Annotated in this window: 14 protein-coding genes; 9 read left to right on the forward strand and 5 right to left on the reverse strand. The window is 42.3% G+C overall.

From position 1 onward, the window contains the following. Positions 1-780 precede the first annotated feature (780 nt). The 5 genes from spxA to pepF all read left to right on the forward strand — a co-directional run bounded on the left by spxA (position 781) and on the right by pepF (position 7,234). The gene (gene spxA / locus AS888_RS17240) at positions 781-1,176 is read left to right on the forward strand and encodes a transcriptional regulator SpxA (RefSeq protein WP_034314502.1); all 396 of its coding nucleotides are present in this window, start codon (positions 781-783) and stop codon (positions 1,174-1,176) included. Positions 1,177-1,667: 491 nt separating this feature from the next. Beyond that, the gene (mecA, locus tag AS888_RS17245; RefSeq protein WP_061143389.1) at positions 1,668-2,336 is read left to right on the forward strand and encodes an adaptor protein MecA; all 669 of its coding nucleotides are present in this window, start codon (positions 1,668-1,670) and stop codon (positions 2,334-2,336) included. Between the two features lie 75 nt (positions 2,337-2,411). Continuing rightward, positions 2,412-3,920: a cardiolipin synthase gene (cls, locus tag AS888_RS17250; protein ID WP_061143390.1), complete on the forward strand. Its 1,509-nt coding sequence runs from the start codon at positions 2,412-2,414 to the stop codon at positions 3,918-3,920. A gap of 99 nt (positions 3,921-4,019) precedes the next feature. Further along, positions 4,020-5,231 (forward strand): competence protein CoiA, encoded by a 1,212-nt coding sequence (locus AS888_RS17255; protein WP_061143391.1) that lies wholly within the window; start codon positions 4,020-4,022, stop codon positions 5,229-5,231. Between the two features lie 185 nt (positions 5,232-5,416). After that, complete coding sequence (pepF, locus tag AS888_RS17260; RefSeq protein WP_061143392.1) at positions 5,417-7,234, forward strand: oligoendopeptidase F; 1,818 nt, start codon at positions 5,417-5,419, stop codon at positions 7,232-7,234. A gap of 864 nt (positions 7,235-8,098) precedes the next feature. On the opposite strand, the gene AS888_RS17270 is transcribed toward pepF, so the two are convergent. From AS888_RS17270 to AS888_RS17285, 4 genes are all read right to left on the reverse strand, one after another. Further along, complete coding sequence (locus AS888_RS17270; RefSeq protein WP_081092501.1) at positions 8,099-8,992, reverse strand: ClpXP adapter SpxH family protein; 894 nt, start codon at positions 8,990-8,992, stop codon at positions 8,099-8,101. Further along, a complete protein-coding gene (locus AS888_RS17275) occupies positions 8,989-9,393 on the reverse strand; it encodes a globin domain-containing protein (protein WP_061143394.1) in 405 nt (134 codons plus the stop codon). The genes AS888_RS17270 and AS888_RS17275 overlap by 4 nt, the downstream gene beginning before the upstream one ends. 212 nt (positions 9,394-9,605) lie before the next feature. After that, positions 9,606-10,274: a lytic transglycosylase domain-containing protein gene (locus AS888_RS17280; protein ID WP_397252050.1), complete on the reverse strand. Its 669-nt coding sequence runs from the start codon at positions 10,272-10,274 to the stop codon at positions 9,606-9,608. A gap of 23 nt (positions 10,275-10,297) precedes the next feature. Beyond that, positions 10,298-10,876, reverse strand: coding sequence for a CYTH domain-containing protein (locus tag AS888_RS17285; protein ID WP_061143396.1), 579 nt, complete (start codon positions 10,874-10,876; stop codon positions 10,298-10,300). 316 nt (positions 10,877-11,192) lie between these two features. On the opposite strand from AS888_RS17285, the gene yjbM reads away from it, so the two are divergent. Genes yjbM through AS888_RS17300 form a run of 3 tightly spaced genes read left to right on the forward strand, consistent with a single transcriptional unit; the run spans position 11,193 to position 13,574 of the window. Next, positions 11,193-11,813, forward strand: coding sequence for a GTP diphosphokinase (gene yjbM, locus AS888_RS17290; protein WP_061143397.1), 621 nt, complete (start codon positions 11,193-11,195; stop codon positions 11,811-11,813). Positions 11,814-11,862: 49 nt separating this feature from the next. Continuing rightward, positions 11,863-12,657 carry an NAD kinase gene (locus tag AS888_RS17295; protein WP_061143398.1) on the forward strand — a complete coding sequence of 265 codons (795 nt, stop codon included), beginning with the start codon at positions 11,863-11,865 and terminating at the stop codon, positions 12,655-12,657. 17 nt (positions 12,658-12,674) lie between these two features. Beyond that, positions 12,675-13,574: an RluA family pseudouridine synthase gene (locus tag AS888_RS17300; protein ID WP_061143399.1), complete on the forward strand. Its 900-nt coding sequence runs from the start codon at positions 12,675-12,677 to the stop codon at positions 13,572-13,574. A 106-nt stretch (positions 13,575-13,680) separates the two neighbouring features. Here the strand turns inward: AS888_RS17300 and prpE are convergent, their stop codons facing one another. Beyond that, positions 13,681-14,424 carry a bis(5'-nucleosyl)-tetraphosphatase PrpE gene (prpE, locus tag AS888_RS17305; protein ID WP_061143400.1) on the reverse strand — a complete coding sequence of 248 codons (744 nt, stop codon included), beginning with the start codon at positions 14,422-14,424 and terminating at the stop codon, positions 13,681-13,683. A gap of 113 nt (positions 14,425-14,537) precedes the next feature. Between prpE and mgtE the strand changes: the two genes are divergently transcribed. Then, on the forward strand, positions 14,538-15,917 hold the full coding sequence (gene mgtE, locus AS888_RS17310; protein WP_061143401.1) for a magnesium transporter: 1,380 nt from the start codon (positions 14,538-14,540) through the stop codon (positions 15,915-15,917). Positions 15,918-16,029: the final 112 nt, after the last annotated feature.

Below are 16,029 nucleotides of genomic sequence, written 5' to 3' on the forward strand. Positions count from 1 at the left end.
GCCCGCGGAAAGCGAGTGCCTGGAGTGGAAATCAACGTCTAAATTGTACAGGCCATAAAAATAGACAAACTCGATTTTCATCGAGTTTGTCTACAGTCTGCAAGGGCCGGTCATTCACCGGCCCTTTGATTTGTGAAAAAAGAGGGAAACGGGCCGAAATAAATACGCGGAAGCCCGAAAAAAGGGAGAAGCCGGCCGAAAAATTAAGTGGAAAGGGAGCGGATATCAGGAAACAAGGGGTTTTTTTCTGCAGCCACTGTCATTTTTTATAAGGAATGGAATAGGTATAGCTTCTCGGATGGAAATGACGCTGCCTTCTGGGGCTTTCGAATTCCTTTTTTTTACTTTTTGAAGAGTGTGTGCTAAAAGAAGCGTTTTTCATATGAAAGCAGGGATTTGGCCGTCATTAAAGAAAATATATTTAAAGGCTTTTGTTTATTGAAAGGGAAAGGGGGTAGATACAAGTAAAGGGAAAGTAAAATATATGAGGGCCGAATTGAGAGTTAAATGAGAATGACAGCCTGGTATTTTCAATTAGGAAAATGGATTGATAATGTATTACATAAAAATCAGAAAAAGCTATAGTACAGGCAAAACAAGAAGATTTAAAGGGTTTTTTCAAATATCAAAAAGGGTATTCATTTTAAATAAAATAGTGTATAATAAGGTTTATGAAATACTTATTTAAAATTATTTCAAATTAGAGTGGTACTTATGAATACTAATAGTAGATTTCCCCTCATAGATCACCGATTCTATATTTAGGGAGTGTGAGTAAACATGGTAACATTATATACATCACCTAGTTGTACTTCATGCAGAAAAGCAAAAGCATGGTTAGAGGAACATGAGATTGGATATAAAGAACGGAATATTTTTTCAGAACCGTTAACGATCGATGAGATCAAAGAGATACTTCGAATGACTGAAGATGGCACCGACGAAATCATTTCAACACGGTCAAAAACCTTTCAAAAGTTAAATGTGAATTTAGAGAGCCTGCCTCTTCAAGAATTATATAAATTGATCAAGGAAAATCCTGGGTTGCTGAGACGTCCGATTATCCTTGACGAAAAAAGGCTTCAAGTTGGTTACAACGAAGATGAGATAAGACGCTTTTTACCGCGTAAAGTCCGTACTTTCCAGTTGCGTGAAGCACAGCGCATGGTCAACTAATAAAAAGGTCTTTCAAGCTCTGCCAGGAATTGTGCAGGGCTTTTTCTTTATACATAATCGATTCTTTTTCGCTTTTTCCTTTTGTAATCGGGTACAATTATCGATTCTTAGTCAAAAGTGGATGTTTGGTGTTTCCGGGCATATCCTATATTCAGTCTTCATTTAAAGATTAAAGATGAATGAGGTGCACCTCATCTTATATATTGGGCATCATAAGGCAGTGCGGGAAAATGACGGGGTGCACGGTGAGAGTTGCATGCCGATGAATTTTTTTATAGAATGAATGGAATATTAGGCAAACAATTGTTTTTTAGATAAGTAATGTTTTTTATTTCCCTTCTTCAAGGTTTTGTCATAAAATGATGTAAAATAGTCTGTTCAACTGACTAACATGATTTAGAGTATTCACTTACGGGTAAAGAGCTTTAAGGGCAATTTTCGCTTGGGGGTTATTATCCCTTCAAAATGAGAAAGGAAGGGAGAGGGGAATCATGGAAATCGAACGCATTAATGACGATACAGTTAAATTTTATATTTCCTATATAGATATTGAGGAAAGAGGCTTCGATCGCGAAGAAATTTGGTACAGCCGTGAGAGAAGTGAGGAACTTTTTTGGGAAATGATGGATGAAGTGCATCAAGAAGAAGAATTCATGATTGAAGGACCTTTATGGATTCAGGTTCAAGCTCTTGAAAAAGGCTTGGAAGTATTGGTCACAAAAGCCCAGCTTGCCAAGGATGGTCAAAAACTCGAGCTGCCTCTTTCAGATGATAAGTTAAAGGATTTGAATGTATCGGATAAGATGGATACGCTTCTTGATCAACATTTTCATGGTAAGGATGAAGAAAGCGGCATGACATTCGAAGACGGTATGATTGAGTTCATTACAACTTTCGAAGATTTCGAAGATGTCATTTCATTAAGCAAGCGTCATGGCTTGGATGACTGGACAACGAAACTTTATGTTTATCAAAATAAATATTATCTATATATCGAGTTTTCCGAGGCGGAAATCGACGAGGAAGAAATCGATAATGTTCTAAGCCTTTTATTGGAATACAGCCAGGAGTCACCAATAACGGTGCATATGCTTGAAGAGTACGGGAAAATAGTTATTGAAAATGATGTATTCTCAACGGTCGATAAATATTTCGCCTAAATGTTGAGGCCGATTTCAGTAGAAATCGGCCTTTTCCACCTATGTGCCTGCGTTAGTTAATTGGAGGTAGCTTATGTGAAGAATATAGTTGGCATCACCCTGCTTTTCCTCTTGTTGGTCTGCCCTTGGTTTTTCCTTATGAATGAAGCCAATGGCGGATTTGTTTTTTATTCAAGCCTTACTTTGACCCTTTTTTTGACAATAATTGGATTTGTCATTTTCCTTGAAAATAGGAATCCATCCCAAACGATTACATGGCTTGTTGTTTTTGGTGCTTTTCCATTCCTCGGCTGCATTTTTTACTTTTTGTTTGGCCGTAATTTCAGGAAAGAAAGGATATTTCGCAAGAAGTATTTCTTGAATAAGCAATCTTTCGTGAAAATAAGCGGAGAAGCGGAACATCACGAACGGATAAAGGAAATGGGCGAAAGCTCACAGCAGTTAATCACCCTTGCGAATAGGCTGGGGAATAGTCCCATTTCATTTGTAACTGAAACGCGGATTTTAAGGAACGGTCAAGAGACATTTTTCAATATTATCGAACAATTAAAAAAGGCGAGACATCATATTCATTTGGAATATTACATCGTCAGGGATGACGGCATCGGCTGTACGTTAAAGGATGTCTTGCTGCAAAAGGCGAGTGAAGGGGTGGAAATCCGTTTTCTCTATGATGCGGTTGGTTCCTGGAGGCTGGCTCGTTCCTATATCGATGACCTTAAGCAGGGTGGAGTCGAGATGGTCGCATTTGGACCTTTGCAGCTTCCTTTTTTAAACAATACGTTCAATTTCCGTAACCATCGAAAGATCATTGTGATTGATGGTTCTGTCGGATTCGTGGGCGGACTCAATATCGGAGATGAATATTTGGGTCACGATTCAAAATTTGGTTATTGGCGTGATACTCATCTTATCGTAAAAGGAGAAGCGGTCCGGACATTACAGCTCATTTTTTTACAGGATTGGTATTACAGCACCAATCATAGCTTTTTAACGGATGAATATCTTATGGCCGACATGCCGCCCCTAGATGATCATGGCGGAGTCCAATTGATTGCCGGCGGTCCGGACAGTGAGTGGACGGTCATTAAAAGCATATTTTTCAAGATGATCACTTCGGCAGAAAAGTCTGTCTGGATCGCTTCCCCCTACTTCGTTCCTGATGACGATATCCTTCAAGCGTTGAAGGTAGCCGCTTTAAGTGGTCTGGATGTCAGACTGTTAGTGCCGATGAACCCAGACAAACGGATCGTATACCATGCTTCGAGAACCTATTTTCCGGAAATGCTTGCTTCGGGGGTGCGCATATTCCAATATAGTGAGGGTTTCATGCATAGTAAAATCATCATTGTTGATGGTCAGTTGGCTTCGATCGGGACAACCAATATGGATATGAGAAGCTTTCATTTGAATTTCGAGGTCAATGCCTTTCTCTACAGAACGGAAAGCACCCAACAGCTTGTTAATGATTTTGTGGAGGATTTGAAGGTATCTCAAGAGGTGGAAATGGATGCGTTTTCCAAGCGTAATGTTGGATTGAAAATACTTGAATCCACCTGCCGATTACTTTCACCGCTTCTTTAAAGGATGCCGTTTCCGTTATATGCCGATCAGGCATTTTTTTTTTGAATTGAAAGGGATTGATGGAGGTGCAAGCGAATGTTATGTGGGAGGAGGAGATTTATGCTGACTGCGATAAAAAAAGATGGAACATGGATTACCCTTCCTGAAAAGATGCCAGCTAACTTGCTGATGCAATGGAGGAGATCGGGGAAATATTACTGTCCAAGCTGTAAATCGGAAATGTCGATAAAAGCCGGAGAGGTCAGAATTCCCCATTTTGCACACAAAAATAATCATTCGTGCCATGCATCCTCGGAACCGGAATCCGCCTATCATTTAAGCGGAAAACGAAAATTGTTTCAATGGTTTTTGTCACATGATTATCAAGTCGAACTGGAAGCTTACCTTCCTGACATTAAGAAAAGGGCCGATATTTTGGCAACGGTAGGAGGCATCCGCTATGCAATCGAATTCCAATGCTCGACCATCCCCGAGATCGAATTCATTGACCGAACTGAAGCCTATCGAAGCATGGGCATCAAGCCGATTTGGATTCTTGCGGCAAATTGCCTAAAAAGGAAAAATAAGCATGAATTCCAGTTATCCGATTTTCAATGGCTTTTTGTCACTGGCAGTTACCAGCACCCTTTCCTGTGGATGTTCTGTCCCGAATCCAACCAATTATCAGCATTAAAGAACTTAACGCCTTTTTCCCCCAGAACTGTCTTTGCCGAATTGACGACTGCTCCTTTGAAGTTCCTTTCCCCTCATAAATTAATACCGCGAAAATGCTCCCGCTTCCCTTTTCTTCCTGCTTGGAGACAAAAACGAAAGAATTGGTGCCTGCATGTCGTGAAAAACGCACGCAGAGGCGACCCTTTTCTTAAAGGGCTCTACCTACACCGTTTGGCGGCTGCAACCATTCCAGTTGAAATAGGGATTCCCGTTAAGGGGATGTTATTGATCAAGACTGCGGCAGTTGAATGGCAGGCATGGATTTACATGGATGTGTTTGGAAAGAAAAGACCTGGGGAAATGATTTACATGAAGGATGTTATCCGTCATTTCCGGAATCATGCAAGGACTGGAAAAATAAAATTCAGGACGTTACCATTGCTTCATGATAAGTCTGCGGAATATCCATTAAGGCAACATCTTCTACTATTGGAGAACATGGGCTACATCATGAAGGTGGCCGAAGGTGAATTCACCGTTGAAAAACGCATGTCCGTTCCCTCGAACAGTGAAGAAGGACAAATGCTGGAAGAAACTTTCTATCATGAGCATAAGTTGATGATTGAAAAGGGAAATATCCAGTATAATGAGGGGTGATACTCTTTTGTCCTTGAATTGAGGAGAAAGGGCAGGATTATTTTCGTTAATGGAGAAATAGTAATAAGACTGGGGATTATAACTCGAACAAAGCATGGATGCCCTGGTACCGACTGAAGTGTTTGATCCGGTGTCATTTGATTGGCCGAGTGGCAAGTTTCTATAGAATGGAGAGGGATTTTTTTATGGTGCAGGAAACAAAAGTGAATACTTTACCGGCAAGAAATGAAATAGCTGCTGAAGATACTTGGAGACTTGAGGATATCTTCGCAACCGAGGAAGATTGGGAAGCTGCCTTTAAAGAAGTGAAAGAGGATCTCAAAAAAGCGGATGCACATAAAGGGATGCTTGGCGAGAGTGCAGAAAAGTTATTTGCCGCTCTTCAACTTCAAGATGAAGTGTTCGAAAACCTGGGCAAAGTGTATTCTTATTCACATATGCGCAATGATCAAGATACGGCCAATCCTTTTTACCAAGGGATGGAAGACCGGGCGAAAGCTTTATATGCCCAGGCAGCCGCCGCATTTTCCTATATGGTTCCGGAACTGTTGAGCATCGATGAAAGCAAAGTGGCGGGGTTTTTGGAAGAAAAAGAAGAACTGAAACTCTATAAACATTCATTAGAGGAAATAAGTCTTCAAAGGCCCCATATCCTAACGGCAGAACAGGAAGAATTATTGGCACAGGCATCAGAGGTACTCGATGCATCAGGCAATACATTCGGCATGCTTAACAATGCTGACTTGAAATTCCCGACGATCAAGGATGAAGAGGGAACTGAAGTGGAGATCACGCACGGACGGTATATCCGTTTTCTTGAAAGTGAAGACCGCCGTGTACGCGAGGAGGCCTTCAAAGGGGTATACAGCAAGTATGGAGAGTTCCGCAATACCTTTGCCTCTACCCTGTCTGGAGAGGTCAAGAATCATAACTTCAATGCAACGGTTCGGAAATATGATTCAGCACGCCATGCCGCTTTAAGCAGCAATAACATCCCGGAGACCGTATACGATAACCTTGTCAAAACGGTTAATGACAATCTGCCGCTGCTGCACCGTTACCTTGAATTGCGTAAGAAGGTACTCGCTTTGGATGAACTTCATATGTATGATCTATTCACTCCGCTCGTAAAAGAAGTGAAGATGGAAGTGACCTATGAGGAGGCAAAAGATTATGTCCTTAAGGGTCTTGCGCCTCTAGGCGAGGATTATTTAAATGTGTTGAAAGAAGGGTTTGAAAACCGTTGGGTCGATGTACATGAAAACAAGGGGAAACGAAGCGGCGCCTATTCCTCCGGTACATATGGCACGAATCCATACATTTTAATGAATTGGCAAAATAACGTCAATAACCTATTCACGCTCGTTCATGAGTTTGGGCATTCAGTCCATAGCTACTATACACGCAAATGTCAGCCATATCCATACGGGAACTACTCGATATTTGTTGCGGAGGTCGCCTCGACTTGCAATGAAAACTTATTGAATGATTATTTACTAAATACGATTGAAGATGAAAAGAAACGCATTTATTTATTGAATCATTATCTTGAAGGCTTCCGTGGAACATTGTTCCGTCAAACGATGTTTGCGGAGTTTGAACATACGATCCACTTAAAAGCGCAGAATGGGGAAGCGTTGACAGCCGATATGCTCACGAAGGAATATTATGAGTTGAATAAGAAATACTTTGGCGAGAATGTGACCATTGATGAGGAAATCGGGTTGGAATGGGCACGCATCCCACATTTCTACTACAATTATTATGTTTATCAATATGCGACAGGAATCAGTGCAGCAACAGCCCTAAGCAAGCAGATCCTTGAAGAAGGCGAACCAGCAGTCAAAAGGTATTTGGAATTCTTGAAATCGGGCAGCTCCGACTATCCAATCGAAGTACTCAAAAAGGCTGGAGTCGATATGACAAAAGCCGAGCCTGTACAAGAAGCCATGAATGTATTCGAAGAGAAGTTAAATGAATTGGAAGAGCTATTGAATCAATAGGATACAGAAGGGACCCGGCAAGCTCCGGGTCCTTTTTGGGATGTAGGTTATAATCCTTTAAACCGATTCCTCTGATTCCTGCTGTGAAGGATGATGAAAAAAACAAAAAATAAAATGGGCGAGGAGAAATAAAGGGGAATGAGGTCCATGATTCCGAGTAGCTGGACAAATAACGATCCTATCAAGAGTATCAGTAATATAACGCCTTTCAAAATGGCACCTCCAACCTGATGCAGAAAAAAGACCTCTGCTCCTATAGTAGATTTTATGTCTTGGAATAAGCAGTATTCTAAGAATATGACAAAAATGTGAAATGTCGCACAAAGTTCTTGCAATTGTCGTGCATAACCTGCTATAGTACAGATATAGAAGTTCTCACATCCCAAACATATACCCCTTTGTTTGAAAGTCGTGAAATTTCTCCCATCCCCTTTATTCGTATAAATAGGAAAAACCCTGACAGATTTTACGATTTGTCGGGTTTTTTTTTGTTGAATTGCTTAATAATTGGGTATATAAGTAAAAGAGGCAACCAGTAATGAAAAGTAAAAGTTTTAAAATGCATATAAATGTGATTTATTTCACAAGATAGAGCTTGTTTTTTAATAGGTGTAAATAAATGAAATCATAACAAAAAACTTGTTATCGCAAGGATGGGTGAAGATAAACATCGATTATGTGAACAAATTGTGAAATGTTACACAAGGACTTGATACGTGGATGGGTTATCTGTTATAGTTACTATTGTGAAGTGAATCACATACAAACTTATACCCCTTTGTTTGATCGTGAAAAATTTCTCCCATCCCCTTATTTCTTATATAAAAAACCATGCAATCGTTCGATTGCATGGTTTTTCCCTTTTCATGATTGCTTCTTTGTATATCTCCAGAACGTCCCATATTTAGCTGGAATTTTCTCAGCCAGCTGTTTTAATACAAGCTTCTTCATTTCCAGTTCGACGTTAGTTTTGTTCATATTATAGACCGTTTCGATTTCCTTGGTCGCCACGAGTTTGAAGCAGCTTAAGAAATCTTCAAGAGAGGGCGGTTTGGCAGGTGCCGGAAGGCCATTCAGCATATCTTCTAAAATTTGAACATATACCTCGTAAGAATAGACGCCCGAAACCTTGATTCCTTCTTCTTCGATATTTTGATTGAAGAAGACAAGTGAAGGGATTTCCGTCACTTCCATTTCACTTGTGATTTTCAGATCACATTGAAAGCCCTTGGCAGCGCTTGACGAGTTGATGTCGTATAGGAATTCCTCGACATCCAATCCAACCATTTCGGCACACTCCGTCAAAACATCGATATTGGAAATGTCCTTTTTCCCAATGAATACATATTCTTGAAGCTGTCTTAAGAAGCGAATGGCCAATTTCCGGCCCTGTAATTCAGCTGCTTTTATGGCGATGGAAGCAGTATATGGAGAAGAGATTGGGTTTTCGGACCAGAGGCTTCCGTCACAGGACATTCCCGATCGGCTGGCCGTCTTTTCCCAAACTTGAGCAAGGTTTTCATAATTTTTATTTTTCCCCATATTAAGAGAATCAATTTTACCGCTTAAAACATGGCGTAAGCTGAATAACTGACCATATTCTATCTGTAATTTTCTAATAATTGGTTCTAAGCCCCAGCATTCGGGGCAAAGCGGATCAACAAAAACATAAATTTCAATTGGCTTTTTTCCTATATCATAGCAATGCTGTGTTTTAATCCAATCGGAAATATTGAAAACTGGTTTATGTGCGCTCAACTGCCTTCTCCTTTCCCGTCCATACCGGATGTATTGATCATATGCTGTGCCGTCAAATAGAGGCGGTGATAGAAAAATTCCCTCATTTCACCCTTAAGTCCCACTTCGTCCATGGCATGATACATGCATGATAACCATGCCTTGGCACGTTCTGGTGTAATTTCAAAAGGCATATGTCTTGCCCGCAACATGGGATGGCCATGTTCTTCGGTATATAAAGACGGACCGCCTAGATATTGAGTCATGAATTGTTTTTGTTTACGGACCGTTTCCGTTAGATCGTGAGGGAAAATCGGCTTCAAATCAGGATGTTGACTAACGTTGGAGTAAAACACATCAATTAACCTGTGTAATTGCCCTTCTCCAATTATTTCATATGGTGTAGGGTTTCCCTGCATCATGTTGATTACTCCTTTTAAAGAAAAATGGTTGATATTATTCATATTTTATCAATGACGTCCTGATATAACAAATATATAGCTTGAAGAAAATTTTACATCTGTAGTATGACACAGCGGGAGAAGGGGGGGAAGCCGGGTCTAGGTTGCACTGCTGGAGGTAGTGAGTGAACATGAAAAAACTGACCCCCGAATACTAGAAGGGTCAGTTATCATTAACTTAAAAATGTCCCGTAAACGCTTTGAACATAATTCTTTGTTTCTTTGAATGGTGGAATGCCGTTATATTTATCCACATTTCCCGGTCCTGCGTTATAAGCCGCAAGGGCGAGTTGGATGTTTCCGTCATAACGGGCCATCATCTGGCTTAAATATTTACTTCCGCCCATGATGTTTTGTTCGGGATCCGTGGCATCATTCACTCCAAGGCTTCTGGCGGTTGCGGGCATTAATTGCATAAGCCCGGCCGCGCCGGCGTAACTGACCGCTTTAGGGTCAAAGTTCGATTCCTGTTTGATGACCGACTTAATCAGCTTTTCCGGGAGCTTATACAAAGTGGCTGCCTGGCTGATGATTTCATCGTAATTTGATCCGGTTTCGCTCATCTCCCGTCCTGCCGGGGCAGGGGAGACAGGGGTGTTGGGGACCATCGATGCTGCGTCCCTTGATTGAAGGATGGAGTTCGCTTCCGTTTCCACAGTGGATAATAACGAACCCAATCTTTGCGACGCGCCGTCTAGCGTATCACCCGATACGAGTTCAGACAGCATGTCCTGAAAAATCGATTGCGATGAAGGCATATTTGTATGGTTTTTATTTGTGAATGGCTGTAGGGCCTGCAATTCGATAAAAGTTTTGAAATCCTGTACTTTCAAACTCCTCACCTCCGATTGTGGTTCAAGCAGGATTAATCCCTGAATTTGGCACGATAAAACCTCTTAACTTTATTTTCGGTTTTTCTTTCAGGAATTTGAAGGGTTTGAAGCAGGGTTAGGAAAATATTTTTCCCCGCCTTTGCGTCCGTCACTTCGTATTCAAGCTCAAAGTCCTCTTGATTTAGATATGAGCTATGATCCAAGACGAGCAACCCCTGCTTGTATGGGAATTCAAACCTGTCCGTCTGCAGAGTCCCGAAGCAGGCAAAGGCTCCCGGATCGAATCCCTCTGCCGTGAGGAGCCGTAAGATCAGCCCTTCAGGGAAAGTGCCATGCTTCAGAAACGCTGTGGCAGCTTCGGCGGTGATGTCTTGGTTGGTTTCCAATAGTCCCTCTGTAGCGGGCTGCTTTAAAGTCAATTCATAACGATTGTTTTTCTCCCGAATCCGGAGCGCAGAGCTGCGTTTTTTCAATTCGAATTCAGATGTATCGAAATAATGATTATGCTGTGATGTAAAATCGGCGGCATCGATCTCGAAATGATCGATCAGCTGCCGGAATTCTTTTTCGTCCAAAAGGTTTTTAAACTCGATTTCTATATGCTGGTCCATTTGTTTCTCCCTTTCTGATCTTTAATTTAAATCAATCATATAAGAACCAGTCCGGCTGTCAAATGGAAGGCAATAAATTTTCGCTATTGTACTTGAATATTTAGGAATCATTTGCAGGTTATGATAAAATATAAACGTTGAACACATGATGTGGATTCCATAAAAAGAGAACTCATACATATTTTTTATCAGTGAAGGATTTCATCGGATCCAGGGTTGAAGGCAATGTGTCCTATAACCGCTGGATAAGGAGAGAGCGTCCTGCCCATACCAGAGTTGAACAGGCGCTTTTTAGATAGATATAGGTGGTGTGGCAATGGAGAGTTGGGACGATTTCTTGGCGCCTTATACACAGGCTGTCGAAGAATTGAAGGTTAAGCTAAAGGGATTAAGGAAGCAGTTTGAGCGTGAGAATATTCACTCCCCCATCGAATTTGTTACGGGCAGGGTAAAGCCGATTGTCAGCATTTTGGATAAGGCAAGTCTGAAGGACATTCCGATTGATAAATTGGGAACCGAGATTCAGGATATTGCAGGTCTTAGGATGATGTGCCAGTTTGTGGATGATATCGCACAAGTGGTTGAACTGTTACGTGGCCGCAATGATTTCGAGATCGTTGAGGAAAGGAATTATATTTCCCATAAAAAAGCAAGCGGCTACCGTTCTTATCATGTGGTCATACGTTATCCGGTCCAGACGATACATGGCGAAAAAAATATCCTTGCCGAAATTCAAATCAGGACACTCGCAATGAATTTTTGGGCGACGATTGAACATTCGTTAAATTATAAATATAAAGGCATTTTTCCGGAAGATATCCAACTGCGGCTGAAACGTGCGGCTGAAGCGGCTTTCCTGCTTGATGCAGAGATGTCGCAGATCCGGACGGAAATCCAGGAAGCACAGCGCCTTTTTTCAAGGAAGAAAGATTCTTGAACGCATGAAATAGTAAATACAAAGTTATCTAAAGGTAAGGTGGGATTACATGAAATTTGCGATTACGTCAAAAGGGGATGCAAAATCGAATACCTTGATGCAAAGGATGCGAACGTATCTCCAGGACTTTCAGTTGGACTATGACGAGGATCAGCCGGATATTGTCATTTCGGTCGGCGGTGATGGCACATTATTATATGCTTTCCACCGTTATAAGAATCGTTTGGACAAAACGGCCTTTGTTGGTGTGCATACTGGGCATCTGGGTTTTTACGCGGATTGGACGCCGGATGAAATAGAAAAATTGGTGATAGCGCTAGCAAAAACCCCCTTTCAAATTGTGGAATATCCTTTGCTGGAAACGATTGTCCGCTATCAGCATGGAGGACGTGAGGCCAGGTTTTTGGCTTTGAATGAATCGACAGTCAAAAGCGTTGAAGGCACGCTCGTGATGGATGTCGAGATACGCGGCCAGCATTTCGAAACGTTCCGCGGGGATGGTCTGTGCATCGCGACCCCATCGGGCAGCACGGCATATAATAAGGCTCTTGGGGGAGCCATCGTCCACCCATCCATCGATGCCATCCAGATCACCGAATTGGCATCCATCAATAATCGTGTGTTCAGGACTGTCGGTTCGCCGCTATTGCTGCCGGCGCACCATACGTGTATGTTCCGGCCTGTGAATGCGGTCAATTTTCAAATTACCATCGATCATTTAACCCTTCTTCAAGAGGATGTAAAGTCGATTCAGTGCCGAGTGGCTGATGAAAAGATCCGCTTTGCCAGATTCCGCCCTTTTCCATTCTGGAAAAGAGTGCATGATTCATTCATTGCTAATTAAGGAGATAAACTCATCTCATGTCAAATCAAAATTTTTCTTTGACTTGGTCGGTTCTTGAAGAGGATTCCGGATCTTTATTGCGAGAGTTTCTCAGCAAATGCGATATTTCAAAGCGGGCATTAACGGATATTAAGTTTAAAGGCGGATCTATCTTGGTGAATGGCATTATCGTCACCGTCAGGGAACGTATTGAAGCTGGTGATGTCGTGACGGTCATATTTCCCCCAGAGCTGGCAAGCGGAGGACTTTTGCCGGAACCGATCCCCCTGGATGTCAAGTATGAAGATGAATTCGTATTGGTGGTGGTCAAGCCGCCTGCCATGAATACCATCCCGTCCCGGGAGCATCCAAATGGCAGTCTGGCAAATGGCTTGGCCGGCTATTATAAGAAAACGGGAATACAGGCAACGATCCATATCGTTACAAGGCTGGATAGGGATACGTCCGGACTTGTTTTAATTGCCAAGCATCGGCATATCCATCATCTTTTGAGTGGGCAGCAAAAAATGGGCCAGGTGAAACGGAGATACCAAGCCATTTCCGAAGGGCTTGTTGCCGGGCCTGGAGGTGTGGTCGACGCCCCTATCGGAAGGAAATCGACGAGCATCATTGAACGGGAAGTCCGCAACGATGGCAGGCATGCCCGTACGTTATTCCAGGTATTGGCACACACTGCTTCCCATACATTCCTCAAATTGGAACTCCAAACCGGGCGGACGCACCAAATCAGGGTGCATATGGCTCATATCGGGCATCCCCTGGCAGGTGATGATTTATATGGAGGCAGCAGGACGGAAATCAATCGCCAAGCCCTTCATTGTTTTGAATTGAAATTTTTGCATCCCTTCACGAAGAGGATGATGTTGTTTCAGGAAGAGCTGCCTGAAGATATGAAGAATTTGCTCGAAGTGAAGTGAGAAATGGGTTTCCTTTCATCAGGACAGTGCTGGAGTAATCGAAAACAAGCGAATGAAAAACATTCATAGAAGCAAAAAAACTCACCAAGTTGGCGAGTTTTTTTGATTAATCGAAAGAAGTCCTGAATTTTTCTGCTAGGTAGGGCATGGAAGAAGGTACATCTTGAAGTTCCATTTCAGGATAACGGATCGCTGTCAATTTGCCGCCGAAGACGCAGCCGGTATCAATGTTGTATGTACGATTGACTTGTCGGGCATTTGGGACTGGGGTATGTCCATACACGATCCAGGCATCTCCTTCGTAGCACCGGGCCCAATCCTTTCTGATCGGAGAACCGTCTGGATGTTTGGAGCCGTTGATATCACCATAGAGAACGAAGGTTTTCACCTTACTGCCATATTGGCCGATATACTCCCTCCGGATGCCGGCATGCGCAATGATTAAACGGCCATCATCCAGGTGTTGATAGAGGGGGGAGCGTTCATATAATTCCATGAATTTTTTGCGGATCTTCTTTTGTTCCCGAATGCTCCGGGATTGATATTCAGCTACTGTAGTCTCCAATCCATGTGATACTTGGACCTTATTGCCCGACAAATAACGATACAGCTTATTGCAATGATTACCTGGGGCATATTTTGCAAGTTTTTGATTTATGACCAATTCATGGACAACCTCGATCACCTGGAGGGAGCTTGGGCCGCGGTCTGTCAAATCGCCAACAAATCCAAGAATCCTGCCGGAAGGATGGATTGGTATCCCGGTTTCCCACGTATAGCCCATATTTTTTGTTAGCTGCTTGAATTCGGGGAAGCATCCGTGAATGTCCCCGATGATATCGATGTTCATTAGTCACATCCTTTGTTTGTTTTGTATATGTTTATGGTATTAGTATAGTATTAATAAAAAAAATAAAATATAAACGAAGAAATTAAAAAGTGCGTTTTAGGAGGTGTATAGGTATGGAGGAGATGAAGGAACTGGAAAAAGAAAGTAAACAAACGAATCATGACCTTTTGCATGAAGCTCTTGAAACGGAGAATTTGGATAAATTCCGTACGGAGTTCCTTGACATGCATCCATATGATCAGGCTCAATTTTATACAAGCTTGTCGGACGAATCAAGGTCCATCGTTTACAGGTACTTGTCACCTGAAGAAATGGCGGACCTTTTTGAAAATATTGAAATAGAGGAAGAGGATTACGAAAGTCTGCTTGCAGAAATGAATCCTTCCTATGTAGCCGATATGCTTTCGCATATGTATGCCGATGACGCTGCAGATGTGTTGAATGAGATCAATGATGAACAGGCTGTCAGCTATTTGACGATCATGGATGATGAAGCAGCCAGTGAAATCCAGGAGCTTTTAAATTATGAGGAATCAACGGCAGGAAGCATAATGACGACGGAGTTCATCGCCATTGAGGCGAATGAAACGGCTCGTTCGGCATTGCAGATTTTAAAAAGGGAAGCCCCCCAAGCAGAAACGATCTATTATGTCTTCGTCATAGATGAAGAAAAGAGACTGTTGGGGGTGTTATCGCTCCGTACCTTGATTATCGCTGATGAAGATGCTTTGATCAGCGATTTGATGGATGACCGGGTCGTATCCGTACCTGTCTCGGAGGACCAAGAAGAGGTGGCCCGTAAAATACGGGATTATAATTTCCTCGCCGTACCAGTCGTCGATTTTCAAAATCATCTGTTAGGAATCATTACGGTAGACGACATCATTGATGTAATGGATGAAGAAGCATCCGATGATTATTCTAAATTGGCAGGAATTTCAGATCTGGACCATGTTGATAAAAGTCCGTTCTCTGCTGCGAAGAAACGGTTGCCGTGGTTGGTGATCTTATTGTTTTTAGGCTTATTGACTGCAAGTTTAATCGGTCGATTCGAGGAGACGCTCAGCCAAAAAGCGATTTTGGCCGTTTTTATTCCATTGATTGGCGGTATGGCCGGTAATACCGGTACACAAGCACTGGCAGTAGCCGTAAGAGGGATCGCAACAGGGGATTTGGAACAGGAAAGCAAATGGAAGCTGGTGCTCCGAGAGGCTGGAACCGGGCTCATCATCGGACTTACATGCGGAATATCGATCATTTTCATCGTCTATTTTTGGCAGCATGATATAATGCTTGGATTATTGGTGGGCATTTCAATTTTCATCACGCTGATTGTAGCCACGCTTGCAGGTTCGATCGTCCCGCTTCTCATGCATAAAATGAAGATCGACCCAGCTGTAGCTTCCGGACCCTTCATTACGACGATCAACGATCTGATCAGCATCCTGATTTATTTCGGATTGGCGACATTGTTCATGGGCTATTTACTGTAACTTGAAGGATGCAGGCCTCGGTGAGAAAACGGTGTTTTTATTAATGAAAATTTGATATACTGTCATTAGTAGCAGGTACTAATAACTTGTATTAAAAATAGGAGGTCACAAG

The organism is Peribacillus simplex, assembly GCF_001542915.1.
Lineage (GTDB): Bacteria > Bacillota > Bacilli > Bacillales > DSM-1321 > Peribacillus > Peribacillus simplex_B.